General features: G+C 64.3%; 20 protein-coding genes and 1 other RNA gene. 14 read left to right on the forward strand and 7 right to left on the reverse strand.

Annotation, left to right across the window (positions count from 1 at the left end; genetic code table 11):
* The first annotated feature begins 136 nt into the window (after positions 1-136).
* From AC5WEY_RS17930 to AC5WEY_RS17945, 4 genes are read left to right on the forward strand one after another with little or no spacing between them, the layout of a single operon-like run.
* On the forward strand, positions 137-1,027 hold the full coding sequence (locus AC5WEY_RS17930) for a TIGR01777 family oxidoreductase (RefSeq protein ID WP_495646939.1): 891 nt from the start codon (positions 137-139) through the stop codon (positions 1,025-1,027).
* A 21-nt stretch (positions 1,028-1,048) separates the two neighbouring features.
* On the forward strand, positions 1,049-1,828 hold the full coding sequence (gene lipB / locus AC5WEY_RS17935) for a lipoyl(octanoyl) transferase LipB (RefSeq protein WP_495646940.1): 780 nt from the start codon (positions 1,049-1,051) through the stop codon (positions 1,826-1,828).
* A gap of 10 nt (positions 1,829-1,838) precedes the next feature.
* Entirely contained in the window at positions 1,839-2,852 is a 1,014-nt protein-coding gene (lipA, locus tag AC5WEY_RS17940) for a lipoyl synthase (protein WP_495646941.1), read from the forward strand.
* Between the two features lie 60 nt (positions 2,853-2,912).
* Positions 2,913-3,668: a DUF4191 domain-containing protein gene (locus tag AC5WEY_RS17945; protein ID WP_057476072.1), complete on the forward strand. Its 756-nt coding sequence runs from the start codon at positions 2,913-2,915 to the stop codon at positions 3,666-3,668.
* Positions 3,669-3,708: 40 nt separating this feature from the next.
* Here the strand turns inward: AC5WEY_RS17945 and AC5WEY_RS17950 are convergent, their stop codons facing one another.
* Positions 3,709-4,173, reverse strand: a complete 465-nt coding sequence (locus tag AC5WEY_RS17950) for an RDD family protein (protein WP_057476071.1) — start codon at positions 4,171-4,173, stop codon at positions 3,709-3,711.
* A 167-nt stretch (positions 4,174-4,340) separates the two neighbouring features.
* On the opposite strand from AC5WEY_RS17950, the gene glnA (AC5WEY_RS17955) reads away from it, so the two are divergent.
* The 6 genes from glnA (AC5WEY_RS17955) to AC5WEY_RS17980 all read left to right on the forward strand — a co-directional run bounded on the left by glnA (AC5WEY_RS17955) (position 4,341) and on the right by AC5WEY_RS17980 (position 10,615).
* Positions 4,341-5,777: a type I glutamate--ammonia ligase gene (gene glnA, locus AC5WEY_RS17955; protein ID WP_032368128.1), complete on the forward strand. Its 1,437-nt coding sequence runs from the start codon at positions 4,341-4,343 to the stop codon at positions 5,775-5,777.
* 187 nt (positions 5,778-5,964) lie between these two features.
* The gene (locus tag AC5WEY_RS17960; RefSeq protein ID WP_057476070.1) at positions 5,965-6,615 is read left to right on the forward strand and encodes an ABC transporter permease; all 651 of its coding nucleotides are present in this window, start codon (positions 5,965-5,967) and stop codon (positions 6,613-6,615) included.
* Complete coding sequence (locus AC5WEY_RS17965; protein ID WP_495646942.1) at positions 6,608-7,807, forward strand: ABC transporter ATP-binding protein; 1,200 nt, start codon at positions 6,608-6,610, stop codon at positions 7,805-7,807. Before AC5WEY_RS17960 ends, AC5WEY_RS17965 begins: the two co-directional genes overlap by 8 nt.
* 95 nt (positions 7,808-7,902) lie before the next feature.
* Entirely contained in the window at positions 7,903-8,613 is a 711-nt protein-coding gene (locus tag AC5WEY_RS17970) for an ABC transporter permease (RefSeq protein WP_495647162.1), read from the forward strand.
* On the forward strand, positions 8,613-9,596 hold the full coding sequence (locus AC5WEY_RS17975) for a glycine betaine ABC transporter substrate-binding protein (RefSeq protein ID WP_495646943.1): 984 nt from the start codon (positions 8,613-8,615) through the stop codon (positions 9,594-9,596). The genes AC5WEY_RS17970 and AC5WEY_RS17975 overlap by 1 nt, the downstream gene beginning before the upstream one ends.
* Before the next feature lie 35 nt (positions 9,597-9,631).
* On the forward strand, positions 9,632-10,615 hold the full coding sequence (locus tag AC5WEY_RS17980) for a glycine betaine ABC transporter substrate-binding protein (protein WP_495646944.1): 984 nt from the start codon (positions 9,632-9,634) through the stop codon (positions 10,613-10,615).
* Between the two features lie 12 nt (positions 10,616-10,627).
* On the opposite strand, the gene AC5WEY_RS17985 is transcribed toward AC5WEY_RS17980, so the two are convergent.
* The 3 genes from AC5WEY_RS17985 to AC5WEY_RS17995 all read right to left on the reverse strand — a co-directional run bounded on the left by AC5WEY_RS17985 (position 10,628) and on the right by AC5WEY_RS17995 (position 16,806).
* Positions 10,628-13,675, reverse strand: coding sequence for a bifunctional [glutamine synthetase] adenylyltransferase/[glutamine synthetase]-adenylyl-L-tyrosine phosphorylase (locus tag AC5WEY_RS17985; RefSeq protein ID WP_495646945.1), 3,048 nt, complete (start codon positions 13,673-13,675; stop codon positions 10,628-10,630).
* A 125-nt stretch (positions 13,676-13,800) separates the two neighbouring features.
* Positions 13,801-15,141 (reverse strand): type I glutamate--ammonia ligase, encoded by a 1,341-nt coding sequence (glnA, locus tag AC5WEY_RS17990; RefSeq protein ID WP_057476065.1) that lies wholly within the window; start codon positions 15,139-15,141, stop codon positions 13,801-13,803.
* A gap of 102 nt (positions 15,142-15,243) precedes the next feature.
* Positions 15,244-16,806, reverse strand: a complete 1,563-nt coding sequence (locus AC5WEY_RS17995) for an alpha/beta hydrolase (protein WP_495646946.1) — start codon at positions 16,804-16,806, stop codon at positions 15,244-15,246.
* 83 nt (positions 16,807-16,889) lie between these two features.
* Here AC5WEY_RS17995 and AC5WEY_RS18000 point away from each other — a divergent pair, with 83 nt between their 5' ends.
* The 4 genes from AC5WEY_RS18000 to pip all read left to right on the forward strand — a co-directional run bounded on the left by AC5WEY_RS18000 (position 16,890) and on the right by pip (position 21,029).
* A complete protein-coding gene (locus AC5WEY_RS18000) occupies positions 16,890-18,620 on the forward strand; it encodes an NAD+ synthase (RefSeq protein ID WP_495646947.1) in 1,731 nt (576 codons plus the stop codon).
* A 118-nt stretch (positions 18,621-18,738) separates the two neighbouring features.
* Complete coding sequence (panB, locus tag AC5WEY_RS18005; RefSeq protein WP_495646948.1) at positions 18,739-19,590, forward strand: 3-methyl-2-oxobutanoate hydroxymethyltransferase; 852 nt, start codon at positions 18,739-18,741, stop codon at positions 19,588-19,590.
* 31 nt (positions 19,591-19,621) lie between these two features.
* Positions 19,622-20,071: a hypothetical protein gene (locus tag AC5WEY_RS18010; protein ID WP_495646949.1), complete on the forward strand. Its 450-nt coding sequence runs from the start codon at positions 19,622-19,624 to the stop codon at positions 20,069-20,071.
* 1 nt (position 20,072) lies between these two features.
* Positions 20,073-21,029, forward strand: coding sequence for a prolyl aminopeptidase (gene pip, locus AC5WEY_RS18015; protein ID WP_495646950.1), 957 nt, complete (start codon positions 20,073-20,075; stop codon positions 21,027-21,029).
* On the opposite strand, the gene AC5WEY_RS18020 is transcribed toward pip, so the two are convergent.
* The 3 genes from AC5WEY_RS18020 to rnpB form a co-directional block, all read right to left on the reverse strand.
* Positions 21,019-22,449 (reverse strand): RNB domain-containing ribonuclease, encoded by a 1,431-nt coding sequence (locus AC5WEY_RS18020; RefSeq protein WP_495646951.1) that lies wholly within the window; start codon positions 22,447-22,449, stop codon positions 21,019-21,021. The genes pip and AC5WEY_RS18020 overlap by 11 nt on opposite strands.
* 2 nt (positions 22,450-22,451) lie before the next feature.
* The gene (locus AC5WEY_RS18025; RefSeq protein WP_032379104.1) at positions 22,452-22,634 is read right to left on the reverse strand and encodes a hypothetical protein; all 183 of its coding nucleotides are present in this window, start codon (positions 22,632-22,634) and stop codon (positions 22,452-22,454) included.
* A 61-nt stretch (positions 22,635-22,695) separates the two neighbouring features.
* Positions 22,696-23,137, reverse strand: an RNA gene (rnpB, locus tag AC5WEY_RS18030) — RNase P RNA component class A.
* Between the last annotated feature and the right edge of the window lie 15 nt (positions 23,138-23,152).

The following is a 23,152-nucleotide window of genomic DNA, read 5'->3' on the forward strand; positions in this document are numbered from 1 at the left end:
TCGCGCCTCACGTATTCTCGTAGGAGCGCGACACATTCGCATCGGAGTCTCGACAAGCGGGGCACGAACCGAGCATCCGGGGCATCATTCGTTCGCGAATGATGCCCCGGCTTGCGTCAAGGAGGCTTTCGTTCACATGCGCGTAGTCATTGCAGGTTCATCGGGATTGATCGGCACAGCCCTGGTCGCAGCATTGCGGGGTCGGAGCCACGATGTCACCCGTCTCGTACGGCGTTCACCGGCGGGACCGGACGAGTCGCAGTGGGACCCGTCCCGCGGGAGCATCGACGCGGCCACCCTCGATGGTGCCGACGCGATCGTCAATCTGTGTGGTGTCGGAATCGGCGACAAGCGATGGTCCGGTGCGTACAAGCAGTTGGTGCGCGACAGTCGAATCGCTCCGACCGAAGTGCTCGCCGGAGCTGCCGCCGACGCGGGAGTACCGACGTTGATCAACGCCAGCGGCGTCAACTTCTACGGTGACACCGGCGATCGGGTGGTCGACGAGAGCGCCCCCGTCGGTGAGGGTTTTCTGGCCGAGGTCTGTCGTGACTGGGAGAACGCCACGTCTGCCGCGTCGGAAGCCGGTGTTCGCACGATCATGCTGCGCAGCGGCGTTGTGCTGTCGCAGCGCGGCGGCATGTTGGGCAAGCTCCGCCCGCTGTACCTGTTCGCCCTCGGCGGGCGCCTCGGCAGTGGACGTCAGTACTTCCCGTGGATTTCCTTGGAAGACGAGATCGGTGCCATCGTTCACGGCATCGAGAACGACTCCTTACGTGGACCGGTCAACATGGTGGGTCCGACCCCGGTGACCAACGCCCAGTTCAACAGTGCGATGTCGCGTGCGGTGCACCGCCCGGCACCGTGGGTCGTCCCCGGCTTCGCCCTCAAGGCGGTGATCGGCGAATTCGCCGAGGAGGCCATTCTCACCGGTCCGCGCGCCATTCCGAAGGCTCTGGAGGACGCGGGATACACCTTCGAGCACAACACCGTGGGTGAGGCCCTGCGAGTAGCTGTGGGCAGCTGACGCGGCGTACCGTTCCGAATCATGAGTGACGCGAACTCTTCGTCGGTCCGAACATCGGCACGCGCGAGCACCGACCCTGTGGAGGTGCGCGAGTTGGGCACCGTCGAGTACACCGAGGCGTGGGCTCTCCAGCGTGATCTTGCAGGTGCCCGGGCCGACGACATCGGCTCCGACACGCTCCTGCTGCTCGAGCATCCGTCCGTCTACACGGCTGGACGACGCACGGCCGAGGAAGACATGCCCCGGGACGGCACTCCCGTCGTCGAGGTGGACCGCGGCGGCAAGATCACCTGGCACGGACCTGGCCAATTGGTCGGATATCCCATCGTCAAGCTCGCGCAGCCCATCGACGTCGTCAAGTACGTGCGGCGTATCGAAGAAGCGCTGATCTCCGTCGTGTCCGGCTACGGCATCGAGTGCGGACGTGTCGACGGCCGCTCCGGGGTGTGGCTCGCAGCCGAGATGCGCGACGGCAGCTGGCTTCCCGAGCGCAAGATCGCCGCGATCGGGGTCCGCGTGCAACGCGGAGTGACACTGCACGGCTTCTCGCTCAACTGCAACGCGGCCATGACCGGTTTCGATGCGATCGTCCCGTGCGGTATCGCCGATGCGGGCGTCACCTCTCTGTCACTCGAACTCGGGCGTGACGTGACGACCGCCGACGTCGTCGCTGCCGTCACCTCCGCGATACTGGCAGCCCTCGACGGTTCGATGCCGGTGCAGGACCACGACATAGAGCATCCGGCAACTGTCGGCGCGTCCAACAACCCGCAGTTCACCACCGTTCGCTTCGGCGCGTAGCATCGAATCTGTGACTGTGGCCCCAGAAGGACGCAAGCTGCTCCGCCTCGAGATCCGAAACGCGGAGACCCCCATCGAACGCAAACCCAACTGGATCAAGACGAAAGCCAAGATGGGCCCGGAATACACCGAGCTCAAGGGTCTTGTGAAGCGCGAGGGTCTGCACACGGTGTGCGAGGAAGCCGGCTGCCCGAATATCTACGAATGCTGGGAAGATCGCGAGGCGACCTTCCTCATCGGCGGTGAACAATGCACCCGTCGGTGCGATTTCTGCCAGATCGACACCGGTAAGCCGGAGGACCTCGATCGAGACGAACCACGTCGCGTGGCGGAGTCCGTACAGGCCATGGGTCTGCGTTACTCGACGATCACCGGCGTCGCTCGTGACGATCTCAAGGACGGCGGTGCGTGGCTGTACGCCGAGACGGTGCGCTTCATCAAGAAGCTGAACCCGAACACCGGTGTCGAGCTACTCATCCCGGATTTCAACGCCAAGCCCGATCAGCTGGCCGAGGTCTTCTCCTCGCGACCCGAGGTGCTGGCCCACAACGTCGAGACCGTGCCGCGCATCTTCAAGCGCATCCGTCCGGCGTTCCGCTACCAGCGCTCGATGGACGTCATCACCGCAGCGCGCGACGACGGTCTGGTCACCAAGTCCAACCTCATTCTCGGCATGGGCGAAACACCCGAGGAGGTGCAGGAAGCGATTCGCGACCTGCACGAGGCAGGTTGCGACATCCTGACCATCACCCAGTACCTGCGGCCTTCGCCGCGACACCACCCCGTCGAGCGGTGGGTGAAGCCGGAGGAGTTCGTCGAGCACTCCGACTACGCCACCGAGATCGGCTTCGCAGGAGTTCTGGCCGGGCCGTTGGTCCGCTCCTCCTACCGTGCCGGCCGCCTGTACGCGCAGGCCATGGCGCACCACGGTCGTGAGCTGCCCGAGAGCATGAGCCATCTGACCGACGGCGGCGAAGCATCGCAGGAGGCCAGTTCGCTGATGGCCCGTCTGGCCGCGCGCTGATCGTCGTTCCCAACCCGGAGCGGTGCACGTGAGCGTCGGCACAGGACGTATCCTAGAGGTATGGCGAACGGCAGTAAGGCTGGCAAAGCAGCAAAGCCCAGCAAGGAAGTAAAAGCAGCCGCGAAAGCGGCCCGCAAGAAGGCATCGAAGGAACGTCGCAGTCAGCTGTGGCAGGCGTTCCAGATGCAGCGCAAGGACGACAAGGCTCTCCTTCCGCTGATGATCGGGGCGGTGGTCGGGCTCGGACTCGTCGGCTTCCTCATCGGCCTTGCTTTCGGCTTCCAGTGGTTCTTGCTCCCCATCGGCTTACTGCTCGGTGTGTTGGTCGCCTTCATCATCTTCGGTCGCCGGGTGCAGAAGTCGGTGTACAAGAAGGCCGACGGACAGGCCGGTGCAGCGGCCTGGGCCCTGGACAACCTGCAGGGATCGTGGCGCGTGACCAACGCGATCGCGGGCACTACTCACCTCGACGCCGTGCATCGGGTGATCGGCAAGCCCGGGGTCATCCTCGTCGCCGAGGGTGCGCCCCAGCGCGTGAAGGCATTGCTGGCGCAGGAGAAGAAGAAGACCGCCCGACTGGTGGGCGACACCCCGATTTACGACGTCATCGTCGGAAACGGAGAGAACCAGATTCCTCTGTCGGGTTTGCAGAAGTATCTGTCGAAGCTGCCCAAGAACATCGACGGCAAGCGCATGGACACCATCGAGTCACGGCTCTCCGCGCTCGGCACGAAGGGCGGCCCGGCAATGCCGAAGGGGCCCGTTCCCGGCGGGGCCAAGATGAAGGGCGTCCAGCGGACTATGAAGCGCCGCTAGATCCCCGATCGACACTCGACAGCAGCCCTGGTGCGCGCCCTCAACGGGTTCGCAGCAGGGCTGTTCCCGTTGCGCGGTCGTGCATTCCGCGACCGTCCATGTCGGTGATGACGGCCGGGACGACGAACAGCAGTATCAGCTGACGAACCAGGGCTCGGACGAAACCGACTCGGGCGTGAGCGTCGATGCGGCCGACCTGGATGCCGACCACGAACTGCCCCGGGGTGAACGAGAACAACGAGACGGTCACCAGTCCTACTGCGAACCACACGCCGAGCACGATCGTCGAGATCAGCCCACTCGTGGTGTATCCGCCGAGTATCAGCGACGCCACGCCGGTCGCCATGGTCCAGTCCAGAATCAGGGCCAAGATTCTGCGCCCTGCACCAGCCAGTGCTCCGACCCCCTGCTGAGGCAGGCCCAGTTCTTCGCCGCGAAAGTTCTGTGGTTGTCGTGGGTTCGCGGCCGCCGGTCCGGACAACCAGGACCCAGTCATTCGTGCCATGATTTCCAGGATAGGCGCGACCGGACACACGGGAAAACACACGGACGTACTGTTGTCCGTGCCGCTCGTGAACCAGGACGCGTAACACGGGCGAAACACGACCTTGACGGGTGGGCAACACCAAGTCCATAACGTCAGTTCGACGGACTCAACAAAGGAGCAAAAGCGTGGCGTTTTCCACGGCCCAAGAGGTCATCAAGTTCATCGCAGATGAAGGAATCGAATACGTCGACATCCGATTCACGGATCTGCCGGGTGCGCAGCAGCACTTCTCGATCGCTGCCAAGGCGTTCACGGCCGATACCCTGGAAGACGGTCTCGCGTTCGACGGCTCGTCCGTCCGCGGCTTCCAGTCCATCCACGAGTCCGACATGATCTTGCTTCCGGACTACGCCACCGCTCAGGTCGATCCGTTCCGCAACGCCAAGACGCTGAACATCGACTTCTTCGTCCACGATCCGTTCACGCGTGAGGCGTACAGCCGCGATCCCCGCAACGTGGCTCGCAAGGCCGAAGAGTACTTGGCCAGCACCGGCATCGCCGACACCGCATACTTCGGTGCCGAGGCCGAGTTCTACATCTTCGATTCCGTGCGCTTCGACTCGCAGGCCAACGGTGCCTTCTACGAGGTGGATTCCTCCTCGGGTTGGTGGAACACCGGAGCCGAGACCGAGGCAGACGGCAGCCCGAACCTCGGCTACAAGGTTCGCTTCAAGGGTGGCTACTTCCCCGTCGCTCCGTACGACCACTACGTGGACCTGCGCGACCAGATCTCCACCAACCTGCAGAACGCGGGCTTCGAGCTCGAGCGTGCTCACCACGAGGTCGGCACCGGCGGTCAGCAGGAGATCAACTACAAGTTCAACACGCTGCTCCGCGCGGCCGACGATCTGCAGCTGTTCAAGTACATCGTCAAGAACACCGCATGGCAGAACGGCAAGTCGGCGACGTTCATGCCGAAGCCGCTCTTCGGTGACAACGGCTCGGGCATGCACGTGCACCAGTCGCTGTGGAAGGACGGAAAGCCGCTCTTCCACGACGAGGCCGGATACGCCGGACTGTCGGATCTCGCACGCCACTACATCGGCGGCATCCTGCACCACGCGCCGTCACTGTTGGCTTTCACAAACCCGACGATCAACTCCTACCACCGCCTGGTGCCGGGCTACGAAGCCCCCATCAACCTGGTCTACAGCCAGCGCAACCGGTCTGCGGCAGTCCGCATCCCGATCACCGGCAACAACCCGAAGGCCAAGCGCCTCGAGTTCCGCGCGCCGGACTCCTCGGGCAACCCGTACCTCAACTTCGCTGCTCAGATGATGGCGGGCCTGGACGGAATCAAGAACAAGATCGAGCCGATGGCTCCGGTCGACAAGGACCTCTACGAGTTGCCGCCCGAGGAAGCCAAGAACATTCCTCAGGCACCTACCTCGCTGAACGCGGTCATCGACCGTCTCGAGGCCGACCACGACTACCTCACCGAGGGTGGCGTGTTCACGACCGACTTGATCGAGACCTGGATCTCGCTCAAGCGTGAGCAGGAGATTGCGCCGGTCAACCTGCGACCGCACCCGTACGAATTCTCGCTGTACTACGACGTGTGAGTCGATAGATTTGCACGAACAAACGCCCGGCCGAATCTTTTCGGCCGGGCGTTTTCGCGTTCTCGATTGTTTCCGATCGGCGACTTTTGCAGCAATCCGCAAAGAATTCGGACCGGTCGGCGTTTGATAAGTGGTACGCGGGGTAAAAGAAATCATCCGCTATCGGCGAACAGAGGACGACAACTGCATGGATGCACTGTGGGAATTCATCGTCGGGCGGCGAAGACAGTTGGCGATCGATTCATATCTGCATGTTTCGGCCGTCGTGCAATGCGTGATCATCGCTACCGTGCTCGGCGTGGCCATCGGCATCCTCGTCTACCGCAGTCCGGCCGGATCAGCCGTGGCGACAGCTCTCGCGAGCACTGTCCTGACGATCCCGTCGTTCGCTTTGTTGGGTCTACTGATTCCCATTCTGGGACTGGGTGTTCGACCGACAGTGACTGCTCTCGTTCTGTACTCGCTGCTTCCGATCATCCGGAACACGGTGGTAGGGCTCGATGCGGTGAACCCAGCGGTCACCGATGCTGCTCGCGGAATCGGTATGAGCCGAATTCTTGTGTTGCGGCGCATCGAGATTCCACTGGCGTGGCCCTCGATTCTGACCGGGATGCGGATCAGCACACAGCTGGCCATGGGCATTCTGGCCATCGCTGCGTACGCCAAAGGTCCTGGACTGGGCAACCTTCTGTTCTCCGGGCTCGCGCGGGTCGGCAGCCCCACGGCCGTTCCACAGGCCCTGACCGGCACCATCCTCATCGTCCTGCTGGCGCTGATCCTCGATGGGATCTACGTCGTGATCGGCAAATTGACCACCTCGAGGGGTATCCGTGAGTGAGAAAACGACCGTATCCGGTGCAGAAATCGTGCTGGAGAACGTGACCAAGAGTTACTCGGGCCAAAAGGATGCGGCCGTCGACAACGTGTCGATGACGATTCCTGCCGGCGAGGTGGTCGTCCTGGTCGGCCCGTCCGGCTGTGGCAAGACGACGACCATGCGCATGATCAATCGATTGATCGAGCCGACGTCGGGCCGCATCACCATCGGCGGCAAGGACGCGTTGTCGATCAACCCGAACGAGCTCCGCCGCACGATCGGATACTCCATCCAGCAAGCAGGGCTGTTCCCGCACATGACCATTGCCGAGAACGTCGGTATGGTTCCAGGGTTGATCGGCTGGAAGAAGAACCGGATCTCGGATCGCACGGACGAAATGCTCGATCTCGTCGGTCTCGATCCAGCGTTGTACCGGGACCGCTACCCACGCCAACTGTCGGGAGGTCAGCAGCAACGGGTCGGTGTTGCGCGCGCTCTGGCCGCCGATCCCCCGGTTCTGTTGATGGACGAGCCCTTTGGTGCCGTCGACCCCATCACCCGCGGCCTGTTGCAAGACGAACTGATGCGCCTCCAAGCAGAATTGGGCAAGACCATCGTGTTCGTCACCCACGACTTCGACGAAGCCGTCAAACTCGGTGATCGAATCGCTGTGTTGGGCAATCAGTCTCGCATTCTGCAGTTCGACACCCCGGAAGCTGTGCTGGCCAATCCCGCCGACGACACCGTTGCCGGGTTCGTCGGTGCCGGTGCAGCTCTCAAGCAACTAACCCTGATGAGAGTGCGGGACATCGAATTGTCCGATGTTCCGGTCATGGGCGAAGATCAGCCGGTCGAGTCGATGAACGCGGCTCTCGGAAACGACCCGGAAGCATGGGGAATCATTCTCGACGCACGCAAGCGGCCCATTCGATGGACCGATCGACGCCACCTCACGAACGCGAAGAGCCTGCGCGACGTCGGTGTTCCGATGGGCGAAATGGTCTCGACTCAATCGACGCTGCAGGACGCACTCGAAGCGCTTCTCGCCGAGGGTAACGCGACCGCAACGGTTACCGGTCAGCGCGGCGAATACGCCGGCACGATCACGATCGAGCAATTGATCGACACCATCAAGACGATCCGTTCGCAGCATGCTCACGACCACGACAAAGACACCTCCTCGCACGACGTGACTGCAGGAAGCCCGTCGTGACAACCTCTGCGGATTCCCCGGTTGTCGATGCGGCGGGGGACGACAGCGGCGCGCAGGCGGCGAAGCAGGCTGCGAAACGAGCCGAGCGGATTCGCTTGCTGGTGCAACCCGCGATCATCTTGTTGGTCGTCGTCGTTCTGCTTGCCTACACGTTCACCCGCGACTTGAGTGCCACGCAGAAAGAGACACTGAACGCGAGCACTTTGTTCCAGCGGCTGTCCGAGCACGTCGTCATCACCATCGTCGTCACCGCGCTCGTGCTCGCGATAGCGGTACCGCTCGGAATCCTGTTGACCCGCAACGGCTACCGAAAGTTGGCACCGATCTTCATCGGTATCGCCAACATCGGTCAGGCCGCTCCGGCTGTCGGTCTGCTGGTGTTGCTGTTCCTCGCGACGGGCAAGACCGGCTTCTGGATCGGTGTGCTCCCCATCGCGTTCTACTCGCTCCTTCCTGTTCTCCGAAACACGATGCTCGGCTTCCAGCAGGTCGACCCGAGCTACATCGATGCCGCACGCGGACAGGGCATGTCGAGTAGCGGCATCCTCTGGCGTATCGAGTTTCCACTCGCGGTGCCGTACATGTTGGCCGGTCTCCGCACGTCGCTGGTGCTCGCCGTCGGCACGGCCACACTGAGTTTCCTGGTGGGAGCGGGAGGTCTCGGAGTTCTGATCGATACCGGATACAAGCTCTACCAGCCACTGATCCTCGTCGTCGGAGGCGTTCTCGCCGTGGCCCTCGCGTTGTTCGTCGACTGGCTCGGAGCACTCGCCGAGGCCTACCTCGGACCGAAAGGACTCCGCTGATGCGGCGCTCGACACGACAGCTCGTTGCCCTGTGCGCGATCAGCACGCTCGCACTGGCAGGGTGCGGTTTGCAATCAGGCAGCGCGGTGCCGCTGTCGGTGGAGCCCGGGAGCATCGAAGCGATGCCGGGTCTCGAGGGCGCGGAATTGACCGTCGGCTCCAAGGACTTCACCGAGCAGATCGTCTTGGGCTACATCCTCGAATTCGCGTTGTCGGCTGCAGGTGCCGACGTTCGCGACCTGACAAATATTTCGGGGTCCAACAGTACTCGCCAAGCCATGGTCTCCGGGCAGGTCGATCTCACCTACGAGTACACCGGGACCGGCTGGATCAACTACCTCGGCAACGAAAGTCCCATCACAGACGCCACCGAGCAGTTCGATGCGGTCCGCGACGCCGATGTCGCCAATGGACTGACGTGGGTCAACCCCGCGCCGATGGACAATACGTACGCACTGGCGATGAACCAGGCGACGGCGGACCAGACCGGAGTGAAGACACTCTCGGACTACGCGGCTCTCGTGGCGCGCGATCCGGCCGCGTCGGCGTTGTGCGTCGAGACCGAGTTCAATTCTCGGCAGGACGGATTTCCCGGGCTGGCGGCGGCCTACGGTTTCGACGCCAATGCTGTTCCCCGTCAGATTCTGCAGACCGGAATCATCTATCAGGCGACGGCCGAGGGTTCGCAGTGCAAGTTCGGTGAGGTGTTCACTACCGACGGCCGAATCAAGGGTCTGAATCTCGTCGTGGTCGAAGACGACAAGAGCTTCTTTCCCCGGTACAACGCCACGGTGGTGATCCGCTCGTCGATCGCCGAGCAGTATCCACAGATCGCCGAGTTGACGGCACCTATCTCGGCAAAGCTGACCAACGACGAGATCACCGAACTGAACAAGCAGGTCGACGTCGACGGTCGCGAACCCGCCGACGTCGCGCGTGACTGGATGGTCAAAGAAGGCTTTGTCACCGCCGGCGCGGATTAGCCGTCACTTACCTCGAACCGTAAGGACCGAAACCGATGCGGCACACCACACGACGATCGATCGCACTGTGCGCTGTCGTGCTGACGGCGCTGACGAGTTGCGGTCTGGAGTCGGGTAGTGCGGTGCCGCTGTCCGTGCAACCCGGCAGCATCCAACCTGTGCCGGGTCTCGAGGGCGCGAAATTGATCGTCGGCTCGAAAGAATTCACCGAGCAGGTGATCCTGGGTTACATACTCGAATTCGGGCTGGTGGCAGCCGGAGCCGACGTTCGCGACCTCACCAACATTTCGGGATCCAACAGCACTCGACAAGCTATGGTCTCCGGCCAGGTGGACGTCACTTACGAATACACCGGTACAGCCTGGATCAACTTCCTGGGAAACGAAACCGCCATCCCGGACGCCACCGGGCAGTTCGAAGCCCTACGCGACCAGGACGCGGCCAACGGACTCACCTGGGTCAACCCAGCACCGATGGACAACACGTATGCGCTTGCGATGAATCAGGCAACGGCAGACGCGACCGGCATCGAGACGCTGTCGGACTACGCCGCGCTCGCCAAGACCGATCCGGCCGCGGCACAGACCTGTGTGGAAACCGAGTTCAATTCACGACAGGACGGGTTTCCGGGTATGGCCGCTGCCTACGGCTTCGACCCCAATGTCGTTCCGCGGCAGGTGTTGCAGGGCGGCATCATCTATCAAGCAACGGCCGACGGTTCGCAGTGCAAGTTCGGTGAAGTGTTCACCACCGACGGCCGCATCAAAGGCCTGGATCTGACAGTGATTCAGGACGACAAGAGCTTCTTTCCCCGCTACAACGCCACGGTCGTGATCCGCACGCCGATCGCCGAGCAATACCCGGAGATCGCCGAGGTCACCGCTCCGATCTCCGCAGTGTTGACGAACGACGAGATCACCGAGCTCAACCGGCAGGTGGACATAGACGGCCGTGAGCCAGCAGATGTCGCGCGCGACTGGATGGTGAAGCAGGGCTTCGTCACCGTCGAGAGCGACTAGAGGAAGACGCGACTAGTTTCCGCCGAACGTCCGCTCCACCACTGCTTTTGCCCGACGCGTGACGCGCAGGTAGTTGTCCAGGAACGCCCCCGCGTCGCCGTTCTCCCACCCCGCCACCTGCGCCACGGCGGACAGCACCGCACCAGGGGCCGGCAGCTGGTCGGTCGGTTTGCCGCGCACCAGAACGAGCGCGTTGCGCGCTTTCGTGGCCAGGATCCACGCTTCGCGTAGCAGTTCGATGTCTGTTTCGCTCATCAGCTCGGCCGCCCCGATCGCGTCGAGAGATTGCAGCGTCGAGGTGTTGTGCAGCGAAAGAACCTTGTGCGCGTACCGGAGCTGGATCAGCTGGACCGTCCACTCGATGTCGGCCAGTCCCCCGCGTCCGAGCTTGGTGTGGGTCGCCGGGTCGGCTCCCTTGGGGAGCCGTTCGGAGTCGATCCGTGCCTTGATACGGCGAATCTCACGGACGGCGTCGGCGGACACTCCACCCTCGGGATAGCGCACCTTGTCGGCCATCAACAGAAACCGAATACCGAGGTCTTGGTCACCGGCCACCTGGTGCGCGCGCAACAGTGCCTGCACTTCCCAGGCCTGCGCCCACTGCGAGTAGTAGGCGGCGTACGACGCCAAGGTGCGCACCACCGGCCCGTTGCGCCCTTCCGGTCGCAGGCCGGTGTCGACCTCGAGCGGCGGGTCGGTGCTGGGCGCTCCGAGCAGTTTGCGGATGCGGTCGGCAATGGTGTTGGCCCACTTGACTGCAACGGTCTCGTCGATGCCCTCCACCGGTTCGCAGACGAACAGCACGTCCGCATCGCTGCCGTAGCCTAGTTCGCCGCCGCCGAGCCGCCCCATGCCGATGACGGCCAGAGTTGCCGGTGCCGGTTCGCCGCGCTCGATCTCGCTGGCTCTGATGGCAGCGGCCAGAGCCGCATTGATGACGGCGGCCCAGACCGACGACAGCGCCCGGCATACCGCAGGCACGTCGAGCATGCCGAGGATGTCTGCCGACGCCACCCGGGCCAGCTCGTGACGCCGCAGGGCCCTGGCCGCGTTGATCGCCCGCACCGGATCCTCGTAACGAGCCGAGGACGACAGGATGGCGCGATAAGTCTCTTCGGGCTCGACATCGAGAAGTCGCGGGCCGGTGGGGCCGTCGGCGAACAGCCGAATGACCTCGGGGGCCTTGATCAGCAGATCCGGTACATAAGCCGAGGATCCGAGCACGATCATCAACCGCTGAGCCACTGCGCCTTCGTCGCGAAGTACCCGCAGGAACCAGGTCTGCTCCCCTGCCGATTCCGATAGTCGGCGATAGTTGAGGAGACCGGCGTCCGGGTCGGGGGTGTCCGCGAGCCACTCCAACAGAGTCGGGAGCAGCACGGCCTGGATCTGACCGCGACGGGTGCCCGTGCCGACGAGAGCGCGCAGGTGACCCAGTGCGTTCTGCGGGGTCTGGTATCCGAGCGCGGCGAGCTGTCGGGTCGCGGCATCCGGAGTCAATCGCACTGTCTCCGAGTCGAACTTGACCACCGAGTCGAGCAGTGGCCGGTAGAAGAGCTTGGCGTGCAGTCGCCTGATGCGTTGCGCGTTGCGCTTGATCTCGGCGTTCAGTACGCCGAGAGCGTCGCGATTGCCGTCCGGTCGCATGTGCGCCGAGCGTGCCAACCATCGCAGAGCTTCCTCGTCGTCCTGCGGAGGCAGGGTGTGCGTGCGCCGCATCCTCTGCATCTGCAGGCGGTGCTCGATCAGCCGCAGGAATTCGTAGGACGCCGTCAGATTAGCGGCGTCGTCGCGGCCGACGTAGCCGCCCTCGGTGAGTGCGGTCAACGCGTCGGTCGTGCCGAGCACGCGTAGCGACTCGTCGGTACGACCGTGCACCAATTGCAGGAGCTGGACGGCGAATTCGACGTCCCGCAGACTGCCGCGTCCGAGTTTGATCTCCCGTTCGCGAAGCTCGGGCGGCACCATCTCTTCGACGCGACGACGCATCGCGCGCACTTCCGGCACGAAGTCCTCGCGCTGACTGGCCAGCCACACCATCGGGTTGACCGCGTCGACGTAATCGTTGCCGAGTGCGATGTCACCGGTCATCGGCCTTGCCTTGAGCAGCGCCTGGAACTCCCAGGTCTTGGCCCACCGCTTGTAGTACGCCACATGCGAATCCAGGGTGCGGACCAGTTCGCCGCGTTTGCCCTCGGGACGCAGGGCTGCGTCGACCTCGAAGAACGCCGAGGATCCGATGCGCATCATCTCACCCGCGATGCGGCTGGCCTGCGCATCGGCGGGTTCGGCGACGAACACGACATCGACGTCGGATACGTAATTTAGTTCGCGCGCACCGCATTTGCCCATCGCGACCACGGCCAGACGCGTCGGACACGGGGCGTCCGGGCACACGGTGGCCACGGCGACTGCCAGTGCTGCGGTGAGCGCGGCGTCGGCCATATCGGACAGCTGCGACCCGACCACCGTGTACGGCAGGACGGGCTCGTTCTCTACCGTCGCGGCAAGGTCGTAGGCGGCCAACACCATGATCTGGTCGCGGTATTTCTTGCGCAGCGCGATCACGGCGGGCGGCCCGGTGACGGACGCCCGATACAGATCGGGTGCGGCGTTGGGCCCGGTCTCCGGCTCGGCCCCGACGGCCTCGAGCAGTTCGGCGACCAGCGTTGCCTTGGTAGGCAATTGGATCTTCGCCGATACTCCGCTGCTCTGTCCTTCTGCGGTCAGCAACAATCGCCAGGTGGTGTCGTCGGCGACGAGGTGGTCGGCGAGCGCGCTGGACGCGCCGACGAGCCCCAGGAGCCGACCGCGGAATCCCTTGTCTTTACGAAGTGCGGCGTCGAACTCCGCCCAACCTGTACCGAGCAACTCGTACATCCGCACCAGAGTGCGCAGCGCGAGATCGGCGTTGGGGGCACGCGAGAGCGACCACAGCAGTTCGAGGCTTTCTTCATCCGTCCAACCGAGGGTGCGCAAGTCGTTCGGAGCAGATTCTTCGACGAGACCGAGACGGCCCGGCCCGGGAACGACGGATCTCGAAGTCGGAGGACGCACCATCAGAATCCACCTCGGCGTGCCACAGTTTTACCCCGTCGTCGGTAATGCGGCGCGAGGGTGCCCGCGCCGGCATCGGAACTACATTCTCGATCGACTAGAACGTAGCCCATGACGTACCTGGGTTGTTAAAGACCCAGGTACGCCCTCAGCTCGTACGGCGTGACGTGACTGCGGTATTCCTCCCATTCACGACGCTTGTTGCGCAGGAAGAAGTCGAACACGTGCTCGCCCAGCGCTTCTGCGACCAGCTCGGAACCCTCCATCGCGTTCAACGCCTGATCGAGGTTGCCGGGCAATTCCTTGTAGCCCATGGCGCGACGCTCGGCGGAAGTCAGTGCCCACACGTCTTCCTCGGCCTCGGGCGGCAGGGTGTAGCCCTTCTCGATTCCGCGCAGACCGGCCGCCAGGAGTACTGCGAAGGCCAGATAAGGATTGCAGGCGGAATCGGGGCTACGAATCTCGACGCGACGCGACGAGGCCTTGTTCGGGGTGTACATCGGCACGCGGATCAGCGCCGACCTGTTGGCCGGTCCCCAGGACGCGGCGGTAGGGGCCTCGCCGCCGCGTACGAGCCGCTTGTAGGAGTTGACCCACTGGTTGGTCACCGCACTGATTTCGTTGGCGTGCTCGAGAATGCCGGCGATGAAGGACTTTCCGGTCTCCGACAGCTGCATCGGATCGTCCGGGTTGTGGAAGGCGTTGGTGTCGCCCTCGAAGAGGCTCATGTGCGTGTGCATCGCCGAGCCGGCCTGATCGCTGAACGGCTTGGGCATGAACGTCGCGCGCACACCCTCCTCGATGGCGACCTCTTTGACCACGTAGCGGAAGGTCATGATGTTGTCGGCCATCGACAGGGCGTCGGCGTACCGCAGGTCGATCTCCTGCTGTCCGGGTGCAGCCTCGTGGTGGCTGAACTCCACCGAGATCCCCATCGACTCGAGTGCGTCGATGGCATGCCTGCGAAAGTTCGGGGCCGAATCGTGCACGGCCTGATCGAAGTAGCCGCCGTTGTCCGCGGGGGTCGGTGGTGAGCCGTCCTGGGGAGCATCCTTGAGCAGGAAGAACTCGATCTCGGGGTGTACGTAGCAACTGAATCCCAGGTCTGCGGCCTTGCTCAGCTGGCGACGCAGCACGTGGCGAGAGTCAGCCCAGGACGGCGAGCCGTCGGGCATGGCGATGTCGCAGAACATGCGAGCAGAGTGCTGGTGGCCCTTGCTGGTGGACCACGGAAGAATTTGGAACGTCGAGGGATCGGGCTTGGCGACCGTGTCGGCCTCGGAGACTCGGGCGAATCCTTCGATGGCGCTACCGTCGAAGCCGATTCCCTCGTCGAATGCACCTTCGAGCTCGGCGGGGGCGATGGCCACCGACTTCAGATACCCGAGAACGTCGGTGAACCAGAGGCGGACGAAACGAATGTCGCGCTCTTCGAGGGTCCGGAGCACGAATTCCTTTTGACGATCCATGAACGCGAGAGTAAGCAAACGGAGTTAAATCTGTGTTACATCGTGAATTCAGTCTCACTTCGTGAAACTCTCTGCCCACATCGCGACGGGTGAGGTAGCAGGTCAGCAGCGCAATCCGTCACCCGGCGGGACCAGATCGACGAGGTATTTCACCAGCGGATCGTCGATGCAACCCACGCCCGAGAACGCCACCGTGTGCTGGGTGCCCTCGTAGGTCACGAGATTCCCTCGCAGCTGCGCGGCCAATTCCACTCCGGCCTGATACGGAGTGGCCGGGTCGTTGGTCGTCGACACCACTACCAGCGTCGGCAGCCCCTCGACGTCGACGACATGCGGGTCGCTCGTGTTCGGCACCGGCCAGAACGCGCACAGGTCGAGCGGCGCGTTGCCGGTGGCTCGGCCGTCGTCCAGATACGGCGCGGCAGCGCGGAACCTGGCGTCGGCCTCGTCGGCCGCCGCCCGGTCCGTGGTCGGCGGCCCGTCCACGCATCGGACGGCATTGAACGCGTCGTCGATGTTCGTGTAGCTACCGTCCTCCAGCCGCCCCGAGTAGGTGTCGGCGAGGCGGAGCAGGGTGTCGCCCCGACCGTCGCGTAGTTCGTTCAACCCCGCCCGCAGCAGCCGCCACAGCTGCTGCGAGTACAGAGCCTGCTGGGCCCCCGTGATCGCGTCGTCGTAACTGAGGCCGCGGGGGTCGGTCGTCTCGGCGGGACGGTCGATCAGTGGGTCGACCAAGGATCGAAACTGTGCGACGGCCTGCGCCGGATCGGTTCCGAGCGGACAGGTGTCGGTCTGTGCACAATCGGCGGCGAACTGATCGAACGCGGTCTGGAACGCCGCGCCCTGGGCGACGGCCTCGTCGACGGGTGACTGGTCGGGGTCGAGCGCACCGTCGAGCACCATCGCCCGAACGTTCGACGGGAATTCCTCGGCGTAGGCGGTGCCGATGCGGGTGCCGTAGGAATAGCCCACGTACGTCAACTTCTCGTCGCCCAGAACTGCCCGGATGACGTCCATGTCGCGCACCACTTCTCTGGTGCCGACGTGCTCGAGCACGTCGGCTCCGGTCCGGTCGACGCACTGAGCGGCATAGTCTCGATGCTCGGCCTCGGTGGCTGCGATGCCCTCGGGGCTGACATCGACGTCCGGCTCGCGCCGTTCCTCGTCGACCTCCTCGGATGTCAGACAGCGCACCTCCGGTTCGGAGGCACCGATCCCGCGCGGATCGAATCCGATGCGATCGAAGCGGTCGGCAATGGCGGTGCCGTCGGCCTGGGTGGCCAGATACAGACCCGAAGAGCCGGGGCCGCCGGGGTTCATCAGGATCGATCCGATCTTCTCCCCCGCCGCCCGCGTCCGGGATATCGCGACCTCGATGGTCGTGCCGGTGGGATCGGCGTAGTCGAGCGGCACGGTGACCATCGCGCACTCGACGGGGTCACCCAGTTCGCTGCCGTCGGTGTTGTACCGATCGCAGGACTCCCAGTCGAGCGTTTGGTCGTAGAACGCCTCCAGACCCGCAGGAACAGGACCGGCAGCCGAAGCCGATGCCTCGGGCCGATCGGAGGACTCCGGTGCGGCAGTGGGCTCGGGGCCGGAGCAGCCTGCGAGCAACACGGCGATGGTGGACAGCGCCACGGCCGTGTTCCTGGTGCGCGTTCTCATGGCACGATCGTGCCAGGTCTCTTCGACCACACTCCATTCTCGCTGCCCGGCAGGGACGGCCGCCGAGCACTAGCGTCTACGTGGTGCAGGCCCTCCGACTCGCCCTTGCCCAGACCAACTCCGTCGTCGGCGATCTGACGGCGAACTCCGCCGCAATCGTCGAATGGACGGTCCGCGCCGCCCACGACGGTGCCAACGTGGTGGTGTTTCCGGAGATGGCCCTGACGGGGTATCCCGTGGAGGACCTGGCTCTTCGGCCGTCGTTCGCCGCCGCGTCGGTCGGAGCCCTGACCGAATTGGCCACGGCTCTCGATGCCGCCGGCTGCGGCGACCGCATCGTGGTGGTGGGCTACCTCGATCGTGATGCCGAGGGCTCCCGTAACAGTGCCGCGGTGATCGTCGACGGACGGGTGGCAACTCGCTACGACAAGCACTCCCTTCCCACCTACCGAGTGTTCGACGAGGCCCGATATTTCGCTCCCGGATCGCGCTTGAGCATCGTCGAGATCAACGAGGTCAGGCTCGGAGTTGTTGTCTGCGAGGACATCTGGCAGGCGGGCGGGTCGGTGACGGCATATGGGGCAGCGGGTGTCGACATGTTGCTCTGCCTCAACGCCAGCCCCTTCGAGTGGGGCAAGAACGAGGTACGGCACTCCATCGCCGCGCGCCGGGCCAACGAGATCGGCGTCCCGATCGCCTACGTGAACGTGGTCGGCGGTCAGGACGAGCTGGTGTTCGACGGCGCGAGCTTCGTCATCGGCCCCGACGGTTCCACTTGGGGGCGCTCCCCGCAATTCGTAGAGCATCTGTTGATCGTCGACGTGGACGCGCCCACGGATCCACGTCCCGACGCGGTCGCGGTGCCCGGTTGGGGCATCGATCGGGTAACTCTGCCCGACGTCACGATCACCGGCTGGCAGCGAGCCGAGCCGTTTCTGTCCGACGTTGCCTGTGCCGAGGAACAGGTGTGGGGCGCGCTGGTGACCGGCTTACGAGATTACGTGCACAAGAACGGCTTTCGTTCGGTGGCTCTGGGTTTGTCGGGTGGCATCGACTCGGCGGTGGTTGCGGCCCTCGCCGTCGACGCCCTCGGCAGCGATGCTGTGCACGCAGTGTCGATGCCGTCGACGTACTCCTCGGGTCACTCCCGCACCGATGCAGAGGATCTTGCGTCGCGCACCGGTATCCACTTCAGCGTCGAGTCCATTGCCGACATGGTCGCCTCCTTCGTCGACCAGCTGCACCTGACCGGACTGGCCGAGGAGAACATTCAGGCGCGCTGCCGCGGCATGACGCTGATGGCACTGTCGAACACATTCGGCCATCTGGTTCTGGCCACCGGCAACAAATCCGAACTGGCCGTTGGCTATTCGACCATCTACGGCGATGCGGTCGGCGGCTTCGCGCCGATCAAGGACGTACCGAAGTCGCTCGTGTGGGAGTTGGCGCGGTGGCGGAACAAGTCCGCTGCCGACCGCGGAGACGTACCTCCGATCCCCGAGTCCAGCATCGACAAGCCGCCGTCCGCCGAGCTCAGGCCCGGACAGCTCGACACCGACTCGTTGCCCGACTACGACGAACTCGACGCGATCCTGTTCAGGTACGTCGACAACGATCAGGGGTACGACGACATCGTCGCGGCCGGTTTCGACGCGGCGGTGGTCGCGGACATTCTCCGTAAGGTCGATGCGTCGGAGTACAAACGGCGTCAGTATCCGATCGGCAGCAAGGTCACCTCTCGCGCCTTCGGGCGCGACCGCCGGATGCCGATCACCAACGGGTGGCGGGACTACGCAACACCCGATCCACTGTGACGAATTGCACTGTCCGGAGCGTTCCGGCGGAACCTGCGCAGTGGCAGACTCGTCGATGTCATCACACCCCATCCCGGGGACCCGCCGAGCGGGCCTCGAGGACCAGAAAGGGACAAAGATGTCCGAAACTGCTGTGTACGGCGGCTCTTCTCAGGAAGTACCTTCCACCGGTTTGACCCGGAAGACCCGCACCCACCACCTGCTGCAGATGAAGGCGGAGGGCGAGCGCTGGGGAATGCTCACCGCATACGACTACTCCAGTGCGCGCATCTTCGAGGAAGCCGGCGTTCCGGTGCTCCTCGTCGGCGACTCCGCTGCGAACGTCGTCTACGGCTACGACACCACCGTCCCGATCACGGTCGACGAGCTGCTTCCGCTGGTCCGTGGAGTGGTCCGCGGTGCGCCGCACGCTCTCGTTGTCGCCGACCTGCCCTTCGGCACCTACGAGGCCTCGCCGCAACAGGCGCTCGAGACAGCGGTGCGGTTCATGAAGGAAGGTCTCGCAGGCGCGGTCAAGCTCGAAGGCGGCGAGCGTGTCGCCGGCCAGATCGCCGCGATCACCGCCGCAGGCATTCCGGTGATGGCCCACGTGGGCTTCACCCCGCAGAGTGTCAACACCCTCGGCGGCTTCCGGGTGCAGGGCCGCGGCGACGCGTCCGAGCAGCTGGTGGCCGACGCCATCGCGGTCCAGGAGGCCGGTGCGTTCGCCGTCGTCATGGAGATGGTTCCCGCCGACATTGCCGGTCAGGTCACCCGCAAGCTGACGATCCCGACTGTCGGCATCGGTGCGGGCAACGAATGCGACGCCCAGGTACTGGTGTGGCAGGACATGGCCGGATACACCAACGGCAAGACCGCGAAGTTCGTGAAGAAGTTCGCCGACGTCGGCGATTCTCTGCGCACCGCGGCTACCACGTACATGTCCGAGGTTCGCTCGGGCGTGTTCCCCGGACCCGAACACAGCTACTGATTTTTCCGGTTCGGATGGCACACTCGAGGCCATGACAACCAGACGGGGTACTACGTCCATCGCAGGTAGAAGCGCAGTCGCACTGGCCGGTGCGGCTGCGCTGCTCTCTCTCGTGGGCGCATGCAGCACCGACACGACCAACACCGGTTCGTCGTCCACGACGACGACGGTGGCACCGACCACTACGGTCACCTCGACTCCCGCGGAAGCGGTGATCACCGATGCCCAGAAGCAGCAGTTGTGCACCGATCTGGAAGCGCAGCTGTCCAATTGGCGCGTACAGGGGCCCACGCTCGGCCGCGGCGGGTTGAACATTCTGGTGCAGACCTGGGCGGCGCAGAGCGGCGTCATCAACCTGCAGGTGGTGCAGAACCGGGCGATCGTCGACGACATCACGACCGAGACGTGTTCGGACGTTCGAGACGAGGCCATCCGCTCGCTCGACATTCCGGACCTGGCGTCGGGTCTGGTGGGCTTCTAGGATGCGGACTCTGTATCCCGAGATCGACCCCACCGAGACCGGCCACCTCGATGTCGGCGACGGCCAACAGATCTACTGGGAAGTCTCCGGAAACCCGGAGGGTGCGCCGGTGGTGTTCGTCCACGGCGGTCCGGGCGGTGCCACAAATCCGTTGCAGCGGCGCTACTTCGACCCGCAGGCCTACCGGATCGTGTTGTTCGATCAGCGGGGCTGCGGGCAGTCGACACCGCACATCGCCGACGGCGCCGATCTGTCGGTCAACAGCACCGACCGACTGATCTCGGACATGGAGAAGCTCCGGGATCACCTGGGTATCGACACGTGGTTGGTGTTCGGCGGTTCGTGGGGCTCGACGCTGTCACTGGCCTACGCGCAGTCGCACCGCGATCGCGTGCGCGGGCTGATCCTGCGAGGAATCTTTCTCGTACGGCCGTCGGAGATCGACTGGTACTACGGGGGCGGTGCCGGCCACCTCTTTCCCGATCTGTGGGAGAAATTTCTCGCACCCATTCCGGAGGACGAACGCGACGGCAATCTCGTCGAGGCGTATCACCGGCAATTGATGTCCGAGGACTACGAAGCCGCGACGCGAGCGGCGGTGGCGTGGTCTACCTGGGAGGCGGCAACGAGTTACCTGATTCCGAAACCCGATGCAGTGCAAGACAACTCGGATCCGCGGTTCGCCCTTGCATTCGCCGGTATCGAGAATCACTACTTCCGCAACAACTGCTTTCTCCAAGAGAATCAGCTGCTACGCGACGCGCACCTGCTCGACGGAATTCCAGGCGTCATCGTGCAGGGCCGCTACGACGTCGTATGCCCGGCAACGAGCGCGTGGGCGCTGCACAAGGCCTGGCCGGGTGCCGATCTCGTGATCGTCGACGACGCTGGGCATTCCGCGGCCGAGCCCGGCATCGTGCACCACCTCGTCGACGCGACCGACCGCTTCAGGCCGTGACGGGCGAGTAACCGAAAGCGATCTTGCGCGAGTCGGTGTCGGCCTGGGTCAGCCGGACCGCCACCGACTCCCCCGCAGGGGGTTCGCCGTCGCACTTTCCTATGACGATCGGGTTCGACACGAGTACCTCGGCATCTCGCTTGCCCTCGGCACCGCGAAGCACGATTGCATCGAATTCCTCGCCCACTCGATCTTTCAGGACATAAGCCTCGGTGAGGTCGACGCAGGCACGATCCACTTTCGACGCCGTCGAATCGGATCCGCGCATGGTGGCGGGTAACTCCGGCAATGCCTGCGTCGCCCAGTCCGGTGTAGGCGATCCGGCTACGACGGCCAGGCACACCTCGGTGGCGAAGCGATCCGACAGCCGACGCAGTGGTGCCGTCACATGGGCGTACGGCGCACCGATTCCCGAATGCTCGACCGATGCGTCACTGTCGGCGGGGTTCGTCGAGCGGTCGAACGCGAGGTAGTCCGCCCCGCGCAGCAACCCGGTCGCCTGGGTCATCATCGCGAGAGTCGACGGCTCGTCGGTGGGCAGGCCGGCCAGCACCGACCCGGCGGATGCTCCTGCGGGCCAGTCGATTCCGAGTGCTTTTGCCGTCTTCTTCAATGTTTCCACGGATTCGGACGAGGCAGGCGGCAGGGTGCGTACGATGCCGATTCCGGCGTCGAGCATGATTCTGGCGGCGCACATCCCCGTCAACAGCGATACCTCGGCGTTCCACCCGTCCACCGCAGTGCGTGGTTGCAGGACGATGCGCCAGCCCTGCCCGTCGGGCACCACTTCCTGCTCGGGCAGGGTGATGTCGATGGCTCCGCGGCGTCTGGCGGCGTTCGCCCGTTGCGATCCGAATTCCGCCAGCGCTGCGATCGAGGGATGTGGAGTTCCCGCGTCGACGTCGGCTTGAACTCCGGCGTAATCCAGCCGTGCGACAGATCGCACCAGCGCGCGGGTAACCGTCCAGGCAGCTGCTTCGCCGACGTCGTCGAGTTCGATGGTCCACAGAGCGGCGCAGCGAGTTTGCCCCTCCAGCAGGCTGCCCGAGCCCTCCGACAACTCACGGGGGTGCAGCGGCACAGATCCGTCGGGCAGATAGAACGTCTGGCCGCGTCGGCGGGTTTCCGCGTCGAGCGCTCCCCCGGGCATCACCAGCGCGCCCACGTCGGCGATCGCGTAGTGCACCACCAAGCCGTTCGACGTCTTCTCGATGTGTACGGCTTGGTCGAGGTCCTTCGAGCCGGGCGGGTCGATGGTGACGAAGGGAATGTCGGTGCGGTCGATCCTGCTGCCGGCGTGCAGATCTCGGGCGTTCTGCGCGTCGTCCAACACCGCTGCGTCGAAGACATCGGACAGACCGAACTCCGATCTGACGGCCTCGAAATCGAAGTTCGGAGCCCTCAGCCGGGTGAGCAACACCGTCAGTTGTTCCAGTCGTCGTCGGAGTCGGCTGCCTTGTTCCGCGCGGCCGCGATCTTCAGCGCCTGCTCTGCAGTGGCCTTGTCCGGATACGGGCCCATGCGGTCGAGGGCGTTGGTCTCTTTGCCCTGCACAACCTGCTTGGTGCTGATGTCGTAGTACCAGGAGGTGTCGTCGTCGGTCATGACTTCCAGTGTGCCCCATGGAGCGACGCAGTAGGAGAAACTGCGCGAGAAATGATGAGTGCGAACGAGTCGGCCTGTAAGCCGGATCCTGTCTGCCGTTCCCGCTTTCGCCGGTTCGACGTCGACGACCATCCATCTGGGCACACCGTTGCCGGGTACCTCGAGCAGTCCACCCGCAGGCTCGGGCGAGCAGCCCTCGAGCACCTGCGCAGCTGCACCACTTTCGCGGTGCAGCCTTCGACCTTGCTCCGGGCGGGGTTTACCTAGCCACCCCAGTCACCTGGGGTGCTGGTGCGCTCTTACCGCACCGTTTCACCCTGACCTGCAATTCGATTCCGAAGAACCGATCCGCAGGCGGTCTGTTTTCTGTGGCACTGTCCCGCGAGTCACCTCGGGTTGCCGTTAACAACCGCCCTGCTCTGTGGAGTCCGGACTTTCCTCGGCCCGAAGCGCGACGGAACTGATCCGCCGGTCCTCCGAGCCGCAGCCGTCCGGCCAACTCGTTCGCGATTGCACAG

The organism is Rhodococcoides sp. S146-33, from assembly GCF_059489205.1.

Bases quoted from the DNA above. Each gene is read 5' to 3' on its own strand.
- AC5WEY_RS17930 (WP_495646939.1), top strand. From the start codon at position 137: ATGCGCGTAGTCATTGCAGGTTCATCGGGATTGATCGGCACAGCCCTG.
- lipB (WP_495646940.1), top strand. From the start codon at position 1,049: ATGAGTGACGCGAACTCTTCGTCGGTCCGAACATCGGCACGCGCGAGC.
- AC5WEY_RS17945 (WP_057476072.1), top strand. From the start codon at position 2,913: ATGGCGAACGGCAGTAAGGCTGGCAAAGCAGCAAAGCCCAGCAAGGAA.
- AC5WEY_RS17950 (WP_057476071.1), bottom strand. From the start codon at position 4,173: ATGGCACGAATGACTGGGTCCTGGTTGTCCGGACCGGCGGCCGCGAAC.
- AC5WEY_RS17960 (WP_057476070.1), top strand. From the start codon at position 5,965: ATGGATGCACTGTGGGAATTCATCGTCGGGCGGCGAAGACAGTTGGCG.
- AC5WEY_RS17975 (WP_495646943.1), top strand. From the start codon at position 8,613: ATGCGGCGCTCGACACGACAGCTCGTTGCCCTGTGCGCGATCAGCACG.
- AC5WEY_RS17980 (WP_495646944.1), top strand. From the start codon at position 9,632: ATGCGGCACACCACACGACGATCGATCGCACTGTGCGCTGTCGTGCTG.
- AC5WEY_RS17985 (WP_495646945.1), bottom strand. From the start codon at position 13,675: ATGGTGCGTCCTCCGACTTCGAGATCCGTCGTTCCCGGGCCGGGCCGT.
- glnA (WP_057476065.1), bottom strand. From the start codon at position 15,141: ATGGATCGTCAAAAGGAATTCGTGCTCCGGACCCTCGAAGAGCGCGAC.
- AC5WEY_RS17995 (WP_495646946.1), bottom strand. From the start codon at position 16,806: ATGAGAACGCGCACCAGGAACACGGCCGTGGCGCTGTCCACCATCGCC.
- panB (WP_495646948.1), top strand. From the start codon at position 18,739: ATGTCCGAAACTGCTGTGTACGGCGGCTCTTCTCAGGAAGTACCTTCC.
- AC5WEY_RS18010 (WP_495646949.1), top strand. From the start codon at position 19,622: ATGACAACCAGACGGGGTACTACGTCCATCGCAGGTAGAAGCGCAGTC.
- pip (WP_495646950.1), top strand. From the start codon at position 20,073: ATGCGGACTCTGTATCCCGAGATCGACCCCACCGAGACCGGCCACCTC.
- AC5WEY_RS18025 (WP_032379104.1), bottom strand. From the start codon at position 22,634: ATGACCGACGACGACACCTCCTGGTACTACGACATCAGCACCAAGCAG.